This is a genomic window from Pseudomonas sp. P110(2024) (assembly GCF_057480795.1).
This window is the reverse complement of record NZ_JBLIYT010000001.1, coordinates 399397-417306: the sequence shown is the minus strand read 5'-3', so window position 1 is coordinate 417306 and position 17910 is coordinate 399397. Positions and strand designations below refer to the sequence as shown.

15 protein-coding genes, 1 tRNA gene and 1 pseudogene are annotated in these 17910 nt (G+C 65.3%); 11 read left to right on the top strand and 6 right to left on the bottom strand.

The features are described 5' to 3' along the window. Nucleotides 1-2: 2 nt before the first annotated feature. Nucleotides 3-314, bottom strand: coding sequence for an ElaB/YgaM/YqjD family protein (locus tag AC25ND_RS02100; protein WP_186597091.1), 312 nt, complete (start codon nucleotides 312-314; stop codon nucleotides 3-5). A gap of 302 nt (nucleotides 315-616) precedes the next feature. Between AC25ND_RS02100 and AC25ND_RS02095 the strand changes: the two genes are divergently transcribed. The 4 genes from AC25ND_RS02095 to AC25ND_RS02080 all read left to right on the top strand — a co-directional run bounded on the left by AC25ND_RS02095 (nucleotide 617) and on the right by AC25ND_RS02080 (nucleotide 3445). Further along, nucleotides 617-1825 (top strand): ammonium transporter, encoded by a 1209-nt coding sequence (locus tag AC25ND_RS02095; RefSeq protein WP_028692770.1) that lies wholly within the window; start codon nucleotides 617-619, stop codon nucleotides 1823-1825. Nucleotides 1826-1897: 72 nt separating this feature from the next. Continuing rightward, nucleotides 1898-2134, top strand: a complete 237-nt coding sequence (locus AC25ND_RS02090) for a glutaredoxin family protein (protein WP_028692769.1) — start codon at nucleotides 1898-1900, stop codon at nucleotides 2132-2134. A 68-nt stretch (nucleotides 2135-2202) separates the two neighbouring features. Beyond that, nucleotides 2203-2511 carry a hypothetical protein gene (locus AC25ND_RS02085; protein ID WP_062359612.1) on the top strand — a complete coding sequence of 103 codons (309 nt, stop codon included), beginning with the start codon at nucleotides 2203-2205 and terminating at the stop codon, nucleotides 2509-2511. A gap of 49 nt (nucleotides 2512-2560) precedes the next feature. Further along, nucleotides 2561-3445 carry a pseudouridine synthase gene (locus AC25ND_RS02080; RefSeq protein WP_186597089.1) on the top strand — a complete coding sequence of 295 codons (885 nt, stop codon included), beginning with the start codon at nucleotides 2561-2563 and terminating at the stop codon, nucleotides 3443-3445. A gap of 113 nt (nucleotides 3446-3558) precedes the next feature. On the opposite strand, the gene AC25ND_RS02075 is transcribed toward AC25ND_RS02080, so the two are convergent. The 3 genes from AC25ND_RS02075 to acnA all read right to left on the bottom strand — a co-directional run bounded on the left by AC25ND_RS02075 (nucleotide 3559) and on the right by acnA (nucleotide 8972). Beyond that, nucleotides 3559-5124: a methyl-accepting chemotaxis protein gene (locus AC25ND_RS02075; RefSeq protein WP_028692766.1), complete on the bottom strand. Its 1566-nt coding sequence runs from the start codon at nucleotides 5122-5124 to the stop codon at nucleotides 3559-3561. Between the two features lie 200 nt (nucleotides 5125-5324). Continuing rightward, the gene (locus tag AC25ND_RS02070; protein ID WP_028692765.1) at nucleotides 5325-6101 is read right to left on the bottom strand and encodes a CPBP family intramembrane glutamic endopeptidase; all 777 of its coding nucleotides are present in this window, start codon (nucleotides 6099-6101) and stop codon (nucleotides 5325-5327) included. A gap of 129 nt (nucleotides 6102-6230) precedes the next feature. Beyond that, nucleotides 6231-8972, bottom strand: a complete 2742-nt coding sequence (gene acnA / locus AC25ND_RS02065; protein WP_062359607.1) for an aconitate hydratase AcnA — start codon at nucleotides 8970-8972, stop codon at nucleotides 6231-6233. Nucleotides 8973-9191: 219 nt separating this feature from the next. On the opposite strand from acnA, the gene rlmM reads away from it, so the two are divergent. From rlmM to pdxB, 3 genes are all read left to right on the top strand, one after another. Beyond that, a complete protein-coding gene (gene rlmM, locus AC25ND_RS02060; protein WP_062359604.1) occupies nucleotides 9192-10256 on the top strand; it encodes a 23S rRNA (cytidine(2498)-2'-O)-methyltransferase RlmM in 1065 nt (354 codons plus the stop codon). Nucleotides 10257-10324: 68 nt separating this feature from the next. Next, a complete protein-coding gene (gene tusA / locus AC25ND_RS02055) occupies nucleotides 10325-10567 on the top strand; it encodes a sulfurtransferase TusA (RefSeq protein WP_028692762.1) in 243 nt (80 codons plus the stop codon). Between the two features lie 48 nt (nucleotides 10568-10615). Continuing rightward, nucleotides 10616-11758 carry a 4-phosphoerythronate dehydrogenase PdxB gene (pdxB, locus tag AC25ND_RS02050; protein ID WP_186597085.1) on the top strand — a complete coding sequence of 381 codons (1143 nt, stop codon included), beginning with the start codon at nucleotides 10616-10618 and terminating at the stop codon, nucleotides 11756-11758. 52 nt (nucleotides 11759-11810) lie between these two features. Here pdxB and AC25ND_RS02045 read toward each other — a convergent pair whose 3' ends face one another. Then, the gene (locus tag AC25ND_RS02045) at nucleotides 11811-11984 is read right to left on the bottom strand and encodes a PA1571 family protein (RefSeq protein WP_167388413.1); all 174 of its coding nucleotides are present in this window, start codon (nucleotides 11982-11984) and stop codon (nucleotides 11811-11813) included. Nucleotides 11985-12230: 246 nt separating this feature from the next. Here AC25ND_RS02045 and AC25ND_RS02040 point away from each other — a divergent pair, with 246 nt between their 5' ends. From AC25ND_RS02040 to mqo, 4 genes and pseudogenes are all read left to right on the top strand, one after another. Beyond that, nucleotides 12231-13994 (top strand): ABC transporter transmembrane domain-containing protein, encoded by a 1764-nt coding sequence (locus AC25ND_RS02040; RefSeq protein WP_186597083.1) that lies wholly within the window; start codon nucleotides 12231-12233, stop codon nucleotides 13992-13994. 671 nt (nucleotides 13995-14665) lie between these two features. Next, a pseudogene (locus AC25ND_RS02035) lies at nucleotides 14666-14875 on the top strand (methyl-accepting chemotaxis protein); the annotation flags it as partial. A gap of 165 nt (nucleotides 14876-15040) precedes the next feature. Next, entirely contained in the window at nucleotides 15041-15808 is a 768-nt protein-coding gene (locus AC25ND_RS02030; RefSeq protein ID WP_371877805.1) for a methyl-accepting chemotaxis protein, read from the top strand. A gap of 279 nt (nucleotides 15809-16087) precedes the next feature. After that, nucleotides 16088-17653: a malate dehydrogenase (quinone) gene (mqo, locus tag AC25ND_RS02025; protein WP_028692758.1), complete on the top strand. Its 1566-nt coding sequence runs from the start codon at nucleotides 16088-16090 to the stop codon at nucleotides 17651-17653. Nucleotides 17654-17759: 106 nt separating this feature from the next. Here mqo and AC25ND_RS02020 read toward each other — a convergent pair. Beyond that, nucleotides 17760-17836, bottom strand: a tRNA-Pro gene (locus tag AC25ND_RS02020). Between the last annotated feature and the right edge of the window lie 74 nt (nucleotides 17837-17910).

The following is a 17910-nucleotide window of genomic DNA, read 5'->3' as shown; positions in this document are numbered from 1 at the left end:
CCTCAGCGCTTGGCCAGCAGGCCGATCAGCAGGCCGACGCCGGCGGCGATGCCAATGGCCTGCCACGGGTTCTCCTGTACGTACTGTTCGGCGTTGCCAAAGGCCGCTTGGCCGCGGGCACGCACCGAATCCTGGGTCAGTTGCAGGGTCTCGCGGGCCTGCACCAGGCGTTCGTGGATCTGCTCGCGCAGTTCGTCAGCCTGGTCGCCGGCCAGGTTGGCGGTGTCGGCGAGCAGCTTCTCGGTGTCGCGGACCAAGGCCTGGAAGTCAGCCATCAATATTTCCTGTGCAGTCTTTGCCGATTTGCTGGCCATGGAGGGGCCTCCCTGTGAATGTGTACTGGCTATTTCGAGTGATCGGTGCCGCGGAAGGTTCAGCGGAATATGTTGGTACAGCGCTTGCTAAAAAGCGGTGCGTGTCCGCCAAGACTTGCGCCGAAACCATGCGCCAGCGCTGCGGATACCGCTAAACCTTAACTCAATCCACGACAAACCCAAGAAAAAACCACGCAGGTTCCGCCCGGTTCACCGAAACAGGGCAGGGGCCTGGCACCGATCCGGTGCACGGATGCCGGTTCTTGAACTGTCCTGGTGCCTTTTTGCAGGTCTGCCACTTCATGGAAAACATGCACAGCGCGATGGACTCACTGGTCCATGGCTCCAACACCTTGTTCATCCTCATGGGCGCGATCCTGGTCCTGGCCATGCACGCGGGGTTCGCCTTTCTCGAGGTTGGCACGGTGCGGCACAAGAACCAGGTCAACGCCTTGTCGAAGATCATCAGCGACTTCGCCATCTCGGCTCTGGTGTATTTCTTCATCGGTTACTGGGTCGCATACGGCGTGAGTTTCCTGCAGCCGGCGGCGACCCTGGCCAACGATCACGGCTATGCCCTGGTCAAGTGCTTCTTCCTGCTGACCTTTGCCGCAGCCATTCCGGCGATCATCTCCGGCGGTATCGCCGAGCGCGCCCGCTTCGCGCCGCAACTATGCGCGACGGCATTGATCGTGGCGTTCATTTACCCGTTGTTCGAAGGCGTGGTGTGGAATGGCAACTTCGGCCTGCAAGCCTGGTTGCAGGCGCGTTTCGGTGCGCCGTTCCATGATTTCGCCGGTTCCGTGGTGGTGCACGCCATGGGTGGCTGGTTGGCGCTGGCGGCGGTGCTGCTGCTCGGTGCGCGGCGGGGCCGCTACCGCGACGGGCGCCTGGTGGCGTTCGCGCCGTCGAGTATTCCATTTCTGGCGCTGGGTTCGTGGATCTTGATCATCGGCTGGTTCGGCTTCAACGTCATGAGTGCGCAGACCCTGCAGGGGGTGAGTGGGTTGGTGGCAATCAACTCGCTGATGGCGATGGTTGGCGGCACGTTGTCGGCCTTGTTGGCCGGGCGCAACGATCCGGGCTTCCTGCACAACGGCCCGTTGGCAGGCCTGGTGGCGGTGTGCGCGGGGTCCGACCTGATGCACCCGGTGGGCGCGCTGGTCACCGGGCTGGTGGCCGGTGGACTGTTCGTCTGGTGCTTCACCGCCGCGCAGAATCGCTGGAAGATCGACGACGTGCTGGGGGTGTGGCCATTGCATGGCCTGTGCGGCGTGTGGGGTGGCATCGCCTGCGGTGTGTTCGGCCAGGCAGCCCTGGGTGGGTTGGGCGGCGTCAGCCTGGTCAGCCAGCTGCTGGGAAGCCTGGCGGGCGTGCTGGTGGCGCTGGCCGGGGGTTTTGCCGTGTATGGCCTGATCAAGGCGCTGCATGGCCTGCGCCTGAGTCACGAAGAGGAGTTTCAGGGGGCGGACCTGGCCGTGCACAGGATCGGCGCCACTAGTCAGGATTGAGCCAGGTCAGGTGCGCGCCGGCGGGCTCGGACCTAGAATGAGCATCCATTCATGCGAATTACGGATGTCTGCATGCTCCCTGAAACCCAGTTGTTCGGCACCGTGGGGTGCCACCTGTGCGAAGTGGCCGAGGCCGTGCTGATGCCTCTCGTCGAGCACGGTCTGCTGGTCGAGCTGGTCGATATCGCCGACAGCGAGGCACTGTTCGAACGCTACGGGCTGAGCATCCCGGTGCTACGCCGTTGCGACACCGGTGCCGAGCTGGGCTGGCCGTTCGATGCCGAGCAGGTGGTGGCCTTCCTCGGCTGAGTCGCACATTGACGAGCAGGGGCCTCGCTCCGTATGCTGTATATAAATACAGTATACGAGGTGAAGCCATGCTCAATGTCGAGCAACTCAAGTACAGCATCAATCACATGGCTCCCGAGCGTGTGTGCGAGGCCGTGCTGGAACTGCGCCTCGACGGCATCGTCACCGACGAGCGCACGCCGTTCGGCAAGGTGCATTTCAATACCTGCTTCGCCGAGATCGAGGCGCTGTTCCAGCGCGCCGGCTTCCACCGTCCGCTGGACGTGGTGGGCTACCAGGGCCTGAGCTACGCCCTCTACGATCCGGGGCGCTGGGACGCGGTACAAGTGCTGCGCTGGCTCAAGGCGCGCTGCGAGCCGGTCAGCGAGGCTGGTTGAGGGGCGCGAGCTGGGGGATAATGCCTGCCCCGCAGAACCGAGCCCGACGATGACCACGCCTTTCGACCCCTCCCGCCAGCAAGCCAGTACAGTATGCCTGCCTGCGGGCCTCTGGACGACTGTGCTTGACTGTCTGTGTGATCATTTCAAGGGCATCGACCGTGAGCAATGGCTCGACCGCTTTGCCCGTGGTCGGGTGTTGAATGCCGACGGCCAGCCCATTGCGGCGGATACGCGCTACCGGCAAGGCATGCGCCTGCACTATTTCCGTGAAGTACCCAATGAAAAAGTGATCCCGGTGCAGGAAGAGATCCTGCATGTCGACGAGCACCTGGTGGTGGCGGACAAGCCGCACTTCTTGCCGGTCACCCCCACCGGCGAGTACGTCGAACAGACGCTGCTGCGCCGGCTCATCCGGCGCCTGGACAACCCGCACCTGGTGCCGCTGCACCGCATCGACCGACACACCGCCGGGTTGGTGCTGTTTTCCGCCAACCCGCAAAGCCGTGGCGTCTATCAGCGTCTGTTTCCCGAGCGGCGTATCGACAAGCACTACCAGGCCATCGCCGCGGCCATGCCGCAGCATGACTACCCGCTGGTGCACCGCAGCCGCCTGGTGCATGGCGAGCCGTTCTTTCGCATGCATGAAGTGGAAGGGGCCGATAACAGTGAAACTCATGCCTGTGTGCTGGAGAAAAACGGCGAGCTGTGGCGCTATGGCCTGTCACCGGTCACCGGCAAGACCCACCAGTTGCGGGTGCACATGGCGGCGCTGGGCGCGGGGATCTGCAACGATCCGTTCTATCCGCAGCTGGTCAACGAGCAGGATGATTACGCGCGGCCACTCAAGCTGCTGGCCCACAGCCTGCGCTTCGAGGATCCGTTGACGGGTGAGGTGCGGTATTTCGAGAGCCGGCTGACGCTCGACTGGTAGAAACATCGCCGGCAAGCTCGCTCCCACAGGTACGGCGCAGGTCTGGAAATCGGTGCGGCCGGTGTGGGAGCGGGCTTGCCGGCGATGCGCCGCGTAAGCGGCGCTCTGTGGACTCAGCGGTTGAAGCGTTCCACCAGCGAGTACTGGGTACCCGCGGTGCTGGTCAGTTCTTCGCTGAGCAGCGCCGAGCGCTGGGCCTGGCCGGAGGTCTGGTCGGCCAGGTCGGCGATGGTGCTGATGTTGCGGCTGATCTCCTCGGCCACCGCGCTCTGCTCTTCGGTGGCGGCGGCGATCTGGGTCGCCATGTCGGTGATGTTGGCCACGGCCTCGCTGATGCCTACCAACGCCTGGTCGGCCTCCATCACCCGCTCGACACCTTCCTGGGCCTGGCGGTGGCCGGTCTCCATGGTCTGCACCGCGTTGTTGGCGGTCTGTTGCAGCTTGGCGATCAGGGTGTGGATCTGCCCGGTGGATTCGGCGGTGCGCTGGGCCAACTGACGGACCTCGTCGGCGACCACGGCAAAGCCGCGGCCCATCTCGCCGGCGCGTGCCGCTTCGATGGCGGCGTTGAGCGCCAGCAGGTTGGTCTGGTCGGCGATGCCCTTGATCACATCGACCACGCCGCCGATCTCGTCGCTGTCCTTGGCCAGCTGGGTGACGGTCAGCCCGGTCTCGCCCACGGCGGCGGACAGCCGCTCGATGGCGTCACGGGTTTCGCCGGCGATGTTACGGCCCTGGCTGGTCAGGCGATTGGCTTCCTGGGTGGCGTCAGCGGTGCGCTGGACATGGTTGGCCACTTCCTGGGTGGTGGCGGCCATCTGGTTGACGGCGGCGGCGACCTGCTCGGTTTCCACCCGCTGGCGCTCCAGGCCCGAGGAACTCTGGTGGGCCAAGGCGTCGGACTGGCGTGCCTGGTCGCTGAGCTGCTCGGCGCTGTCCTGCAGGCGGGTCAGGCAGGTCTTCATCCGTGCGTCCTGGCTGAGCATGGCCATTTCCAGGCGTGCCTGGACACCGCGGCTGTCGGTGTACATCTGCGCGATCAGCGGATCGGAAGTGGTCTGTTCGGCCAGGCGCAGCAAGCGCTTGAGGCCGCGCTGCTGCCAGCTCAGGCCGAGCAGGCCGAGCGGCACCGACAGGCCGGCGGCCAGGGCGAAGCCCCAGGAGTGACCGAGCCAGTTGCCGATCAGGAAGCCGATCTGGCTGACCAGGATGAACGGCAGCCAGTCCTGTAGCACCGGCAGCCACTTGTCGCGTTTCGGGATGGCCGAGCGGCCCTGGTTGATGCGCTGGTACAGCGCCTCGGCGCGACGGATCTGCTCGGCGGTGGGCTTGACCCGCACCGACTCATAACCAATTACCTGGTTGTTGTCGAAGATCGGCGTGACGTAGGCATTCACCCAGTAATGGTCGCCCGACTTGCAGCGGTTCTTGACGATGCCCATCCACGGCAGGCCTTGCTTGAGGGTCTGCCACATGTGGGCGAACACGGCCGGCGGCACATCGGGATGGCGCACAAGGTTGTGCGGCGCGCCCATCAATTCCTCGCGGGTGAAACCGCTGATCTCGATGAAGGCATCGTTGCAGTAGGTGATCACGCCCTTGGCGTTGGTGGTGGAGATCAACCGCTGCTGGGCAGGGAAAGTCCGTTCTCTCTGGGTAATCGGCTGGTTGTTACGCATTGGCTGTTCAATCCGCAAGGCTTTCGACGGGTATCGGCAAGCCTCTGGTTTTATTGAATGAATATTTAACTGGCTTGATCTGGGGCAAGGTGCCATCAGTGCCGCTGAGCTAATGCAGCCCACCTGATCGCAGCCGTTGCCGCCAATATTGCAGTTTTCTTTATAAATGATGACGAATAGGTCTGATCATGACCGATTGTTCAATGCGGGGCCAGCATCGGGTAGCTGAAAGCGGCGAAGTGCGCCAGGTTGACGCAGGTGTGGCAGAGCACCGCCGTCGCCAACCCGCCATGGCGATAGGCCAGACCATACCCCACTCCGGCCAGGGTCGCCAGGTAGAACCATTGCCAGCCACCGGCCAGGTGCGCAAGGCCGAACAACAGCGCGGCCACCAGCAACGCCAGCCCCTCGTGCCTGAACAGACGTTGCAGGCCGCCCTGGATGTAGCCACGGAACAGCAGTTCCTCGGTCAGGCTTACCAGTAGCAGGTTGTTCAGCAGCCACAGCCAGGCCTGGTCGGGCCATTTCGGTGCCCAGGCCACCATGCCCAGGGCCCAGGCGCCGCCCAGGCAGGCGAGCAGGGTCAGGGGCAGGGTCAGCGCCAGGCCCGGCAACAGGCCGCGTGGGCGCAGCATGATCAGCCACGGGCAGGCCAGCAGCAACCACAGGCCGATCAGGGGCTTGTCGAGGTTGAGGTACAGGGAGAAGGGCACGGCGCCGTCGCTGAGCACGGCCTTGTCGATCACCTTGGCGCTGTGGAAGCCGGGTAGCCAGTGCAAGGCCAGGGCGATGGCCAGGAGGATGAACAACAGGTGGCCGAGGCTTTGTTGCCAGCGTACCGGACGTCGAGCGAGCAGGGCACTGCACAGCAGGGCGAGCAAGGCGGGCAGGGCAGCGAGACCGAGGCTGCCGTAGGTCAGGGCGATCGCATAGCCGAGGGCGAGCAGGATCAGGGCGATCCAATGGGGAAGAGGCATGACATTTCCTTAGTGCCGGTGAATCCGAGGAGGGTAGGACTCCTCGTTTGGCCGTCAGGACACCTGAAATCAGCCACGCGGGGCAAGCCCCCACATTGCGTGGGAGCGGGCTTGCCCCGCGATGGGGCCTTACCCTGCGATCAATTGCCGCAGCACATAATGAAGGATCCCTCCCGACTTGAAGTACTCCACCTCATTGAGGGTATCGATCCGGCACAGTACCTCGATCTGCTCCTGGCGTCCGTCCTCGCGGGTAATGCGCACCGGCAGGCTCATGCCCGGGCGGATCTGCGCGCCGCCAAGGCCCAGCACATCGATGCGTTCCTTGCCGGTCAACCCGAGGCGCTTGCGGTCGTCGCCAGCCTTGAACTGCAACGGCAGCACGCCCATGCCCACCAGGTTGGAGCGGTGGATGCGTTCGAAGCTTTCCGCCAGCACCGCCTTGACCCCCAGCAGGTTGGTGCCCTTGGCCGCCCAGTCGCGGCTGGAGCCGGTGCCGTATTCCTGTCCGGCAATCACCACCAGCGGCGTGCCATCCTGCTGGTAGCGCATGGCGGCATCGTAGATCGACAGTTTCTCGCCAGTGGGTACGTACAGTGTGTTGCCACCTTCCTCGCCACCGAGCATCTCGTTGCGGATGCGGATGTTGGCGAAGGTGCCGCGCATCATCACCTCATGGTTGCCGCGCCGTGAGCCGTAGGAGTTGAAGTCTCGCGGTTCCACGCCCTTGCCGCGCAGGTAGCGGCCGGCCGGGCTGTCGGCCTTGATGTTGCCAGCCGGGGAGATATGGTCTGTGGTCACCGAGTCGCCGAGCAGGGCAAGGATGCGCGCGCCGTGGATATCGCCGATTTCCGGCAGTGGACCACTGATGTCGTCGAAGAACGGCGGGTGCTGGATATAGGTGGAATCGTCCTGCCAGACATAGGTGGCCGCTTTGGGCACCTCGATGGCCTGCCATTGGGCGTCGCCGGCGAATACTTCGGCGTATTCCTTGTGGAACATGCGCGTGTCGACATTGCCCACGGCCTCGGCGATCTCCTGCTGGCTGGGCCAGATATCGCGCAGGTACACGGGCTTGCCATCCTTGCCGGTGCCCAGCGAGTCCTGGGTCAGGTCGACGCGCACGCTGCCGGCCAAGGCGTAGGCCACCACAAGCGGCGGCGAGGCCAGCCAGTTGGTCTTGACCAATGGGTGCACCCGGCCTTCGAAGTTGCGGTTGCCCGACAGTACCGAAGCCACGGTGAGGTCGGCGCTGCCGATGGCCTTCTCGATCGCCTCGTCCAGGGGGCCGGAGTTGCCGATGCAGGTGGTGCAGCCATAGCCGACCAGGTCGAAGCCGAGCTGATCCAGATAAGGCGTGAGACCGGCGGCCTTGAAGTAGTCCGTCACCACCTTGGAGCCTGGGGCCAGCGAGCTCTTGACCCAGGGCTTGCGGGTCAGGCCCTTCTCCACGGCTTTTTTCGCCACCAGCCCGGCGGCCATCATCACGCTGGGGTTGGAGGTGTTGGTGCAGGAGGTGATGGCGGCGATCACCACGGCGCCGTCGCGCAAGGTGTGGGTCTGGCCGGCATGGCTGTAGTCGATCTCGCCGGCCTGGTCGGCATTGCCTACCGCCACCCCACCACCGCCTTCGCTTTCCAGGCGGCCGACCTCCTTGGCCAGGGGTTTGGGCTGCAGTTCGATGAAGTGGTCGAAGGCCTGGGCGACCTGGCCCAGAGCAACCCGGTCCTGCGGCCGCTTGGGCCCGGCGAGGCTGGCTTCGACGTCGTTCATGTCCAGTGCCAGGGTGTCGCTGAACAGCGGCTCCTGGCCTGGCAGGCGCCACAATCCCTGGGCCTTGCTGTAGGCCTCGACCAGTTGCACGGCCTCTTCGGGGCGCCCGGACAGGCGCAGGTAGTCCAGGGTCACCTGGTCCACCGGGAAGAAACCGCAGGTGGCGCCGTACTCAGGGGCCATGTTGGCAATGGTGGCGCGGTCGGCCAGCGGCAGGTCGGCCAGGCCGTCGCCGTAGAACTCGACGAACTTGCCCACCACGCCCTTCTTGCGCAGCATCTGTGTCACCGTCAGCACCAGGTCGGTGGCGGTTATGCCCTCGCGCAGCTTGCCGGTGAGCTTGAAGCCGATGACCTCGGGGATCAGCATCGACACCGGCTGGCCGAGCATCGCCGCCTCGGCCTCGATACCACCGACGCCCCAGCCGAGCACGCCCAGGCCGTTGATCATGGTGGTGTGCGAGTCGGTGCCGACCAGGGTGTCGGGGAAGGCGTAGGTGCGGCCGTCCGCCTCACGGGTCCACACGGTGCGCCCCAGGTACTCGAGGTTGACCTGGTGGCAGATGCCGGTGCCCGGCGGTACCACGCGGAAATTGTCGAAGGCGCTCTGGCCCCAGCGCAGGAAGGCGTAGCGCTCGCCGTTGCGTTGCATCTCGATGTCGACGTTCTGAGCGAAGGCATTGGGGCTGGCGTAACGGTCGACCATCACCGAGTGGTCGATCACCAGGTCCACCGGCGACAACGGATTGATTCGCTGTGGGTCGCCACCGGCCTTGGCCATCGCCGCGCGCATGGCGGCCAGGTCGACCACCGCCGGCACGCCGGTGAAGTCCTGCATCAGCACCCGCGCCGGGCGGTACTGGATCTCGCGGTCGGAGCGACGCTCCTGCAGCCACTGGGCCAGGGCGCGCAGATCGTCGCCGGTGACGGTCTTGCCGTCTTCCCAGCGCAGCAGGTTTTCCAGCAGCACCTTCAGTGACATGGGCAGGCGCTGCAGGTCGCCGAGCTGGCGCGCGGCGTCGGGCAGGCTGAAATAGTGGTAGACACGGTCGGCCACCTGGAGAGTCTTGAGGGTTTTCAGGCTATCGAGCGAGGGCATTTACAACTCCTTGTGCTCCGGTGCCCGGCGATTGCGTGTCGCTCGCCGGTGTCACCGCTCTGGACCGGTCCGCACGGCACGGACCTGGCTGAACAGTCAGGTTAGACCGGTTTGTCTGGCCTGACCCTTTTCTGGACCGATGGGGCGTGTCGTCGGTTCCGATCTTCCTTTATCATTCGCCGCCCTGGCGCCGTCTGCGCCAGTGATGTGGAGTGAGAAATGAATACCCTGTTCATGCATTGCCGGCCCGGCTTCGAGGGCGAGGTCTGCGCCGAAATCAGCGAACACGCCGCCCACCTGGGTGTGTCCGGCTATGCCAAGGGCAAGCCGCAGAGCGCCTGCGCCGAGTTCGTCTGCAGCGAGCCGGACGGTGCCGAACGCATGATGCAGACACTGCGCTTCTCGCAGCTGATCTTCCCGCGCCAGTGGGCCCGCGGCACCTACGTCGAGCTGCCGGAGACCGACCGCATCAGCGTGCTGCTCGAGCACCTGGCCGCGCTGCCTGTGTGCGGCAGCCTGTGGCTGGAAGTGCTCGACAGTAACGATGGCAAGGAGCTGTCGACCTTCTGCCGCAAGTTCGAGGTGCCGCTGCGCAAGGCCCTGGAAAAGGCCGGGCGGCTGGTGGACGACGCCCGGCGGCCACGCCTGCTGCTGACCTTCATCAGCGGCCGGCGGGTGTTCCTGGGGCTTGCCGAGGCCGACAACTCGGCGCTGTGGCCGATGGGCATCCCGCGCCTGAAATTCCCCCGCGAGGCCCCCAGCCGCTCGACCCTCAAGCTCGAGGAGGCGTGGCACCAGTTCATTCCCCGCGAGCAGTGGGACCAGCGCCTGAACGACGACATGACCGGCGTCGACCTGGGCGCCGCGCCCGGCGGCTGGACCTACCAGCTGGTCAAGCGCGGCATGCTGGTGACCGCCATCGACAACGGGCCGATGGCCGAAAGCCTGATGGACACCGGCCTGGTCACCCACCTGATGGCCGACGGCTTCACCTGGAAGCCCCGCCAGACCGTCGACTGGATGGTCTGCGATATCGTCGAGAAGCCGGCGCGCACCGCTTCGCTGATCGAGACCTGGCTGGGCGAAGGGCTGTGCCGCGAGGCAGTGGTCAACCTGAAGCTGCCGATGAAGCAGCGCCACGCTGAGGTGCGCAAGCTGCTCGAGCGCATCGAGGCCGGGTTCAAGGCGCGCAAGGTGAAGGTATCGATCGCCTGCAAGCAGCTGTATCACGACCGCGAGGAAGTGACCTGCCACCTGCGCCGGCTGGACCTGAAACCGCGCTGAGGCCAGCGCGGGGGCTGTGACAGCCCCGCTTCATGCGCCACAATGACGATCATTTTGCGGAGCCCTACATGACCGATTTCACCCATGATGCGATCCTCGACGCCACCGGCCTGAACTGCCCGGAGCCGGTGATGATGTTGCACAAGCACGTGCGCGAGCTGGCCGGCGGCGGCGTGCTCAAGGTGATCGCCACCGACCCGTCGACCCGCCGCGACATTCCCAAGTTCTGCATCTTCCTCGGCCATGAGCTGCTCGGCCAGCAGGAAGAGTCCGGCACCTACCTGTACTGGATCCGCAAGAAGGCCGACTGAGCCGCCTGTGATCGCGCTACACTGCGCTCCCCCTGACAGGAGAGCGCCATGCTGATAGTTGCCGACGAGAATATCCCGCTGCTCGATGCCTTCTTCGCCGGTTTCGGCGAGATCCGCCGTTACCCCGGCCGGGCCATCGACGCCGCCTGCGTCAAGGATGCCGATGTGCTGCTGGTACGCTCGGTGACCCGCGTCGACCGGCAACTGCTCGAAGGCAGCCGGGTGCGTTTTGTCGGCACCTGCACCATCGGCACAGACCACCTTGACCTCGAATATTTCGCCCAGGCCGGTATCCACTGGAGCAGCGCGCCGGGCTGCAACGCCCGGGGCGTGGTGGACTACGTGTTGGGCAGTTTGCTGACCTTGGCCGAGCTTGAAGGGGCAGACCTAAGCAAGCGGGTCTATGGCGTGGTCGGCGCCGGCGAGGTCGGTGGCCGTCTGGTTCGGGTGCTGCACGGCCTGGGCTGGAAGGTGCTGGTGTGCGACCCGGTGCGCCAGGCCGGCGAGGGCGGCGACTTTGTCGACCTTGAGACGATTCTTGATCAGTGCGACGTGATCAGCCTGCACACGCCGCTGCAGCGCGGCGGCGAGCACCCGACCTGGCACCTGCTCGACCATTCGCGCCTGGCGCGGCTGCGTGCCGGCGCCTGGCTGATCAACGCCAGCCGCGGACCGGTGGTGGACAACGCGGCCCTGCGCGAATTGCTGCTGGACCGCGAGGATGTGCACGCGGTGCTCGATGTGTGGGAGGGCGAGCCGCAGGTGGACCTGCAACTGGCCGATCTTTGCACCCTGGCCACGCCGCATATCGCCGGCTACAGCCTGGATGGCAAGCAGCGGGGCACGGCACAGATCTACCAGGCCTTCTGCCGCTGGCGCGGGGAACCCGAGCAGGTATACCTGGCCGATCTTCTGCCGGCTCCGGGCCTGGCTCAGATCGAGTTTGACGCGAGCGCGGACCCGGCCTGGGCGCTGGCCACCCTGTGCCGGGCGGTCTATGACCCCCGCCGTGACGATGCGGATTTCCGTCGCAGCCTCAGCGAAGACCCAGCCGAACAGCGTGCGGCGTTTGACCTGCTGCGCAAGCACTATCCGGTACGGCGTGAGATCGAGGGGCTGGCAGTGCGTGTAGGTGGGCAGGCGCCGCAACTGGCGCAACTGGTCAGTGCTCTGGGGGCGGTGCTGGCCTGACGGCCGGCCAATAAAAACCCGGCGCAAGCGCCGGGTTGCACGCAATTCGGGGTCAGGCCTTGCCGGTTTTCTTGACCCGGCTCTCTTCCAGGTCCTTGCAGGCCTTCTGGATCATCTGCTCGGTGATCGGGACCTCACGGCCCTGGGCATCGATGATCGAGCCGCAGACCTGAGGTTGCGGACGGTTCTGTGTCTTGGGCGTGTCGGTGCTGTGCTGCAAGCTCATGTCCTGTCTCCTCTTTCAGGTTCAAGCTCAAGGTAGCGCTTCGCCGTGACTGGTCTGTGACAGTTTTCGGCGTCATGCCGGATCAGTCCAACAGAAACGGTGGTAAAGCTCTAGTCGCAGGTTAGAACGAATGGGCATAGTCACTGTCGTTCTCTTCGTTCATGGGACGGCGTCGTATTCCCGGACGTTGCACAGGGCCGACGAGTGGTAGTCTTGGTCTTGTCTCCGTATGGAACCACCCTCGCCATGCCCGATCCTATCTCTGCCCGCCAGCGCCGCGCCCTGTACCTGGGCTGGCGCTTCGTTCGTCCCTATCGCCGCCAGGCCCTGCTGGCCTTGCTGGCGCTGGTGGTCACCGCCGCCATCACCCTTTCCATGGGCCAGGGCATCCGTCTGCTGGTCGACCAGGGCTTCATGACCGGCTCGGCGCACCAGCTCAACCAGACCATCGGCCTGTTCCTGCTGCTGGTGGTGGCGCTGGCAGTGGGGACCTTCGCCCGTTTCTACCTGGTGTCGTGGATCGGTGAGCGCTGCGTGGCCGATATCCGCCGGGCGGTGTTCGACCACCTGATCGGCCTGCATCCGGGCTTCTTCGAGGACAATCGCAGTTCTGAGATCCAGTCGCGGCTGACCGCCGACACCACCTTGCTGCAGTCGGTGATCGGCTCGTCGCTGTCGATGTTCCTGCGCAACGCGTTGATGGTGCTGGGCGGGGTGATCCTGCTGTTTGTCACCAATCCCAAGCTGACCAGCATCGTGGTGCTGGCACTGCCGCTGGTGCTGGCGCCGATCCTGCTGTTTGGCCGGCGTGTGCGCAGCCTGTCGCGGCAGAGCCAGGACCGGGTGGCCGACGTGGGCAGCTATGTCGCCGAGACCCTGGGCCAGATCAAGACGGTGCAAGCCTACAACCATCAGGGGCATGACCAGGCGCGCTTCGCCGAGACCGTGGAGGCGGCGTTCGGCGTGGCGCGCCGGCGCATCGCCCAGCGCGCTTGGTTGATCACCCTGGTGATCGTGCTGGTGCTTGGGGCGGTGGGGGTGATGCTCTGGGTCGGCGGCATGGATGTGATTGCCGGGCGCATCTCTGGTGGCGAGCTGGCCGCCTTCGTGTTCTACAGCCTGATCGTCGGCAGTGCCTTTGGCACTCTGAGCGAGGTGATCGGCGAACTGCAACGGGCTGCGGGTGCCGCCGAACGTATCGCCGAGCTGCTGGCGGCGCAGACGGCGATCCTGGCGCCAGTGCCAGCGCAGGGGCTGGCGCAGGGGCGCGCGACGGGTGACATCCAGTTGTGCGACGTGCGCTTCGCCTACCCGTCGCGCCCCACTGCGGCGGCCATCGATGGTCTGAGCCTGCACATCCGCCCAGGCGAGACCGTGGCCCTGGTCGGGCCGTCGGGGGCCGGCAAGTCGACCCTGTTCGACCTGTTGCTGCGTTTCTACGACCCGCAGGAGGGCGAGATTCTGCTCGACGGCCAGCCGATCACCGGGCTGGAGCCTGCCGAGCTGCGCCGCCAGTTCGCCCTGGTGGCCCAGCAACCGGCACTGTTCCGTGGCACGGTCGAGGCCAACATCCGTTACGGCCGGCCCGACGCCAGCCTGGCTGAGGTCGAGGCGGCGGCGCGCAGCGCCCATGCCGATGAATTCATCGCCCAGTTACCCCAGGGCTACCAGACGCTGCTGGGCGAGGGCGGCGTGGGCTTGTCCGGCGGCCAGCGCCAGCGCCTGGCGATTGCCCGGGCGCTGTTGGTGGATGCGCCGATCCTGCTGCTGGACGAGGCCACCAGCGCCCTGGACGCGCAGAGCGAGCACCTGATCCAGCAGGCCTTGCCGCTGTTGATGGCCGGGCGCACCACGCTGGTCATTGCCCACCGCCTGGCGACGGTGCAGCATGCCGACCGTATCGCGGTGATCGACAAAGGCCGACTGGCGGCAGTCGGCAGCCATCGACAACTGATCGAGCAAAGCCCACTCTACGCACGCCTGGCGGCGCTGCAGTTCAACCCGGCCTGAGCGGCCATGGCTGTCGCAGTTTTGTAACAATTCTGTAGCAATTGCCTGAGACTATCTGCCTCGCTGTTGCGCAGCTGCTCGCCCTCGCTGCCATCGCCCGATGGCGGCGTTTTCGGGCCAGCGAAAGAGGACAAGGATGCCTCCGTCGGCGGTGCCGTCGTGTGCCGTTTTCCCTCTTCCTTGTTCCGAGATCCGCAATCTTGCGTAAATCCCTCAGAGTGCAAATTCTCTCCCTGCTCGGCGGCAGCCTGCTGGCGATCCTGCTGATCGCCCTGGTGTGCTTCCAGTTCCTGTCGTCCAGCGTGCGCGGCTATGCCGAGCTGGTGGACGGGCCGTTGCGTGCCTCGCAACTGATAGACGAAGCCAATCTGCAGTTCAAGATCCAGGTGCAGGAGTGGAAGAACGTGCTGTTGCGTGGTCGCCAGCCAGCGGAGCTGGACAAGTACTGGCAGCAGTTCCAGGCCCGCGAACAGCAGGTGCAGCAGTTGCTGGGGCAACTGATCGACAGCAGCGAGCCAGCGCTCAGGGCGCGCCTGGAGCAGCTCAAGGCCAGCCACCGGCAGCTGGGCTCGGCCTACGCGCAAGGTCGCCAGGCGTTCCTGGCCGCCGGCGGCGACCCGGTGGCGGGCGACCTGGCGGTCAAGGGCGTGGACCGTGCCACCAGCGACCAGATGAGCGCGTTGGTGGAGCAGTTGCGCGCCGATGCCCTCGGGCGTGCCGCCGCCATCAGCGCCAGCGCCGAGCGCACGGTGTGGCTGGGCGTGCTGGTAATGCTGGGTTCAGCCGTGCTGGTCGGGCTGTTCAGCCTGTGGCTGGTCAACCGTAGTCTGGTCGAGCCGATCCGCCAACTGATCGATTATGTCGCCCAGCTCAGCCAGGGGCGTTTCGCCGCCCGTGTCGACAGCCGCCGCGAGGATGAACTGGGACGCCTGGCGCTGGCCGCCAATACGCTGCGTGACTTCCTCGCCGATACCGTCGGACGCCTGAAGGACAATGCCGAGGAGCTCGAAACAGCCAGCGGCCGGCTGCGCAGCATCGCCGGCGACATGGCCCACGGCACCCACGATCAGTTCCAGCGCACCGACCAGGTCGCCACGGCCATGCACGAAATGTCCGCCACCGCCCAGGAAGTGGCGCGCCACGCCGCCGACGCCGCCCGCGCCGCGGACGAGGCCGACCACAGTGCCCAGGCCGGCGAGCAGGTCATGCAGCGGACCATCGACACCATCGCCGTGGTCAACCGCGAAATCGCCGGTACCGCGACGGTGATCCGTCACCTGGAGCACGACAGCACGCGCATCGGCAAGGTACTCGAAGTGATTCGCGGCATCGCCGAGCAGACCAACCTGCTGGCGCTCAACGCCGCCATCGAGGCCGCCCGTGCCGGCGAGGCCGGGCGCGGCTTCGCGGTGGTGGCCGACGAGGTGCGCAGCTTGGCCCAGCGCACCGCCGCGTCGATCGCCGAGATCCACCAGATCATCGAGGCCGTGCAGTCGGGCGCGGTGGAGGCGGTCAAGGCCATCGAGAGCGGCCAGCAGCGCAGCGAGGAGGGCGCTGAGCAGGTGCAGCAGGCCGGGCAGATGCTGCAGCGCATCACCACGGCGGTTGAAGCGATCCGCGACATGAACCGGCAGATCGCCACCGCTGCCGAGGAGCAGACCAGCGTCGCCGAGGACATCTCGCGCAACCTGGTCGAGATCACCCGCATCGCCACCGCCAACCAGGAGGCCGTGCAGCACACCGAACAGGCCGGGCAGCGCTTGCACGGATTGTCGGGGCAGTTGGGCGAGGTCACTTCCCGCCTGAGCGCTTGAAATCGCCTTCGCGGGTGGGGAAATCCGCCAGTTTCGCATGCGGTATCAGATGCCTGTGGCGGATTGTCGCCATCCACTGGGTAGCCGGGAACGCTAGGGGCGGTATCAGCCGTGGCCCAGGCCAACCTGGCACACTCTCTGCTTTACGCCGCCCCGGGCCACGGCCCGAGGCGATCGTGCCCCGATTTCGCAAGACTCCTGCTGACCAGAACAACAACATCCGGGCGTGCACGCCGGGGGCAACGACTGCCAGTCCTTCACTTCAATTGGATTGAGCTAATGAAAAAAATCCTGCTGACGCTCCTGTGCCTGGGCGTCATCGGCTGCTCCAAGCCCGCGGAGCCACAGAAGTCCGTCGATGTCCTGCTGATCGGCGGCGGCATCATGAGTGCAAGCCTTGGGACCTACCTCACCGAGCTGGAACCGAACTGGAAGGTCGACGTCTACGAGCGCATGGAGCAGGTCGCCGAGGAAAGCTCCAACGCCTGGAACAACGCCGGCACCGGCCACTCGGCGTTCTGCGAGCTGAACTACACCAGCGTCGGCAAGGACGGCAGCATCGACATCGGCAAGGCGGTCAACGTCAACGAGCAATTCGAGGTATCCAAGCAGTTCTGGGCCTACCAGGTCGAGCAGGGCGTGCTGAGCAACCCGCGTTCGTTCATCAACAACGTGCCGCACATGAGCTTCGTCTGGGGTGATGACAACGTCGCCTTCTTGCACAAGCGCGTCGAAGCCTTGCAACACAGCTCGCTGTTCCGCGGCATGGAGATCACCGAGGACCACGAGCAGATCCGCAAGTGGGTGCCGCTGGTGATGGAAGGCCGTGACCCCGGGCAGAAGGTGGCCGCGACCCGCATGGCCATCGGCACTGACGTGAACTTCGGCGAGATCACCCGCCAGCTGTTCGCCTCGATGGCCCGCAACCCCAATGTGCAGCTGCACCTGAGTCATGAAGTGCGCGACATTGTGCGCAATGACGATGGCAGCTGGAATGTGGTGGTGGCCGACCTGGCCAACGGTGGCAAGGAGTCGGCGGTCAAAGCCAAATTCGTCTTCATCGGCGCCGGTGGCGGTGCGCTCAAACTGCTGCAGAAATCCGGTATTCCGGAGGCCGAAGGCTATGCAGGCTTCCCGGTCGGTGGCCAGTTCCTGATGACCGACAATGCCGACCTGGTCACCCGCCACAAGGCCAAGCTGTACGGCAAGGCCTCGGTCGGCGCGCCGCCGATGTCGGTGCCGCACCTGGACACCCGGGTGATCGATGGCAAGGAAGTGCTGCTGTTCGGCCCGTTCGCGACCTTCTCCACCAAGTACCTCAAGCACGGCTCGTTGCTGGACATGTTCAGCTCGCTGACCACCCACAACATCAGCCCGATGATGCATGCCGGGATCGATAACATTGACCTGAGCACCTACCTGATGGGCCAGCTGATGCTGAGTTTCGATGACCGCATGGCAGCGCTGCGCGAGTACTTCCCCAACGCCAAGAATGAAGACTGGAAGCTGCTCCAGGCCGGCCAGCGCGTGCAGGTGATCAAGAAGGATCCCGAGCACGGTGGCGTGCTGCAGTTCGGCACCGAAGTGGTGGCCGCCAAGGACGGCAGCATTGCCGCGCTGCTGGGCGCCTCGCCCGGTGCCTCGACCGCCGCGCCGATCATGCTGAGCGTGCTGGAGAAGACCTTCAAGGACCGGATCAACAGCGCCGAGTGGCAAGCCAAGCTCAAGCAGATCGTGCCCACCTACGGCCAGAAGCTGAACAACGACCTTGAGCTGACCAACAAGACCCGTGAGTGGAGCAGTGCGCGCCTGCAACTGCTGTACGTGCCGGTGTTGCCGGAGTAAAGCAGTAGAAGCCCGTGCCATGCAGCGTCACGGCACGGGCCTGTCTTACTCCGGGCCTTTTCGCAGGCAACAAAAAACCCGCTCTAGGCGGGTTTTTTGCGGGATATGGTCGGAGAGACAGGATTCGAACCTGCGGCCTTCTCGTCCCGAACGAGACGCGCTACCTGGCTGCGCTACACTCCGATGTCCAAAATGCTACTGCATCGCTTTTTTCAACGCAACCCCTTGTTGCAAAAAGGAGTTGCGTCCAAAAGCAT